Source organism: Bartonella sp. AA86SXKL (assembly GCF_042196885.1).
Genome location: NZ_JBHIRE010000083.1, coordinates 1 through 441 on the forward strand (window position 1 = coordinate 1; position 441 = coordinate 441).

Annotated in this window: 1 pseudogene; it reads left to right on the plus strand. The window is 36.7% G+C overall.

Features of this window, described 5'->3' with window-relative positions:
• A pseudogene (locus ACFIO5_RS09885) lies at positions 1-441 on the plus strand (glycerophosphodiester phosphodiesterase); the annotation flags it as partial.

Here is a 441-nt window from a genome sequence, read left to right on the forward strand (position 1 = left end):
TTTCGTCTAGAACAATTGGTTGGAACAACAGGATATATTCATGACATTGATAATGAGACACGCAAACAACTTTGTATAAAAGGGAGTGCTGAAGCTCCTCCTTTATTAGAAGAGGTGCTTGATCTTTTAGGATCAACTAATGTTGCGCTTCATCTTGAAATCAAAACATGTGGTGAAGTTGAGCGTGAAAGGCTTTTATCTCAAAAAGCACTTGCGTTGATAAAAAATCGAAATTTAACAGAACGGGTCTCTGCAATCAGTTTTGATCCTATAAGCCTTCATCCTTTTATTGAAGCAGGAATAACATCTGGTCCATGTATTGATCGTTTTGAAGGTGATATGTACCAGCATTTTTCTAAATGGAAAAAATTGGGCTATTCTGATCTGAGTTTAGATGGTTCTCTTGTTTCACAGGACTTTATTGAATCTGCGCTTGAAGCT